Annotated in this window: 2 protein-coding genes; both read right to left on the bottom strand. The window is 66.1% G+C overall.

Going from position 1 to position 1,292, the window contains the following annotated elements; translation table 11 throughout:
- On the bottom strand, positions 1 to 742 hold a 742-nt coding region (locus tag DD1DGNOD_RS11445; RefSeq protein WP_131770098.1), incomplete at its 3' end, for an acyl-CoA dehydrogenase family protein.
- Positions 743 to 815: 73 nt separating this feature from the next.
- Positions 816 to 1,292 (bottom strand): acyl-CoA dehydrogenase family protein (locus tag DD1DGNOD_RS27995; protein WP_283234682.1); only part of this gene is annotated, 477 nt, incomplete at its 5' end.

The following is a 1,292-nucleotide window of genomic DNA, read 5'->3' as shown; positions in this document are numbered from 1 at the left end:
TCCGTTCCGGGTTCAGCCCGTCCAGCAGGTACCGGAACCCCTGGCCCTCCTCGCCGACCCGGTCCTCCACCGGAACGCGCAGGTCGTCGATGAACAGCTCGTTCGAGCTGACCGCGTTGCGCCCCATCTTCCTGATCGGACGGATGTCGACCGCGTTGCGGTCGAGGTCGGTGAGGAAGAGGGTCATGCCGTCGGTCTTCTTCTTCACGTCCTCGTACCTGGTCGTCCGGGTGAGCAGGAGGACCTTCTCCGACTCCAGCGCCTTGGAGATCCAGACCTTGCGCCCGTTGACCACGTAGTGGTCGCCGTCCCGGCGGGCGAAGGTGGTGATGCGCGTGGTGTCGAGCCCCGCGCCCGGTTCGGTGACCCCGAAGCACACGTGCAGGTCGCCGTTGACGATGCGGGGAAGACTGTGCTGCTTGAGCTCTTCCGAGCCGTGGACGATGACCGGATGCATCCCGAAGATCGACAGGTGCATCGAGCTCGCGGCGTTCATGCCACCGCCGGATGCCGACACCTCTTCGAGCAGGATCGACGCCTCGGTGATACCGAGACCGTGACCGCCGTACTTCTCGGGCGTGGTGATCCCTAACCAGCCGCCCCTGGCGAACGCGTCGTAGAACTCGCTCGGGAACTCGTGCGCGGCGTCCTTCTCCAGCCAGTACTGGTCGTCGAACTTGCCCGCAAGGTCCGCGACGGCTTTACGGATCGTCGCCTGGTCCTCCGTCAATTCAAAGTCCACAGCAGGCCTCCCACTCGGCCAGGCACGGCAGCTTTTGGACTTACTGTATCAAAGGACAGACCAAAGTGCCGCATCAGCCGACGGGCACGAGAGGGAGTGTCGAGGCCAGGCGCTCGTTCCACACGCTCGGCGTGCCGAAGAGCCGTTTGTTCAACTTCGCCCGCTTGTAAACGAGCTGCAGTTCGTGCTCCCAGGTGTAACCGATGGCGCCGTGCATGGTCAGCGCGCTGTCGGCCGTCTGCTCACCAGCGGCCGTGACCTGCGCCTTCGCGGTCGCCGCGTGCAGTGCTGCCTCCTCGTGCCCCTGCTCCACGGACACGGCTGCGAAGTAGACGATGGAACGGGCGGCCTCGGCGGAGACCAGCATCGACGCCGCCGCGTGCTTCATCGCCTGGAACGAACCGATCACGACCCCGAACTGCCGACGCTGCTTGCTGTACTCCACCGCGAGACGCAGCATGCGCTCCGAAGCCCCGAGGCTGTCGGCGGCGACGAGAACAGCCGCCCGCAGTGCGGCCTGGGCGAGCACCCGCTCGGCGTCGACGCCCAG

This window comes from Candidatus Protofrankia californiensis, assembly GCF_900634765.1.
GTDB classification, from domain to species: Bacteria; Actinomycetota; Actinomycetes; order Frankiales; family Frankiaceae; genus Protofrankia; species Protofrankia californiensis.
The sequence above is the reverse complement of the archived record's forward strand: the minus strand, read 5'-3'. Positions and strand labels throughout refer to the sequence as shown.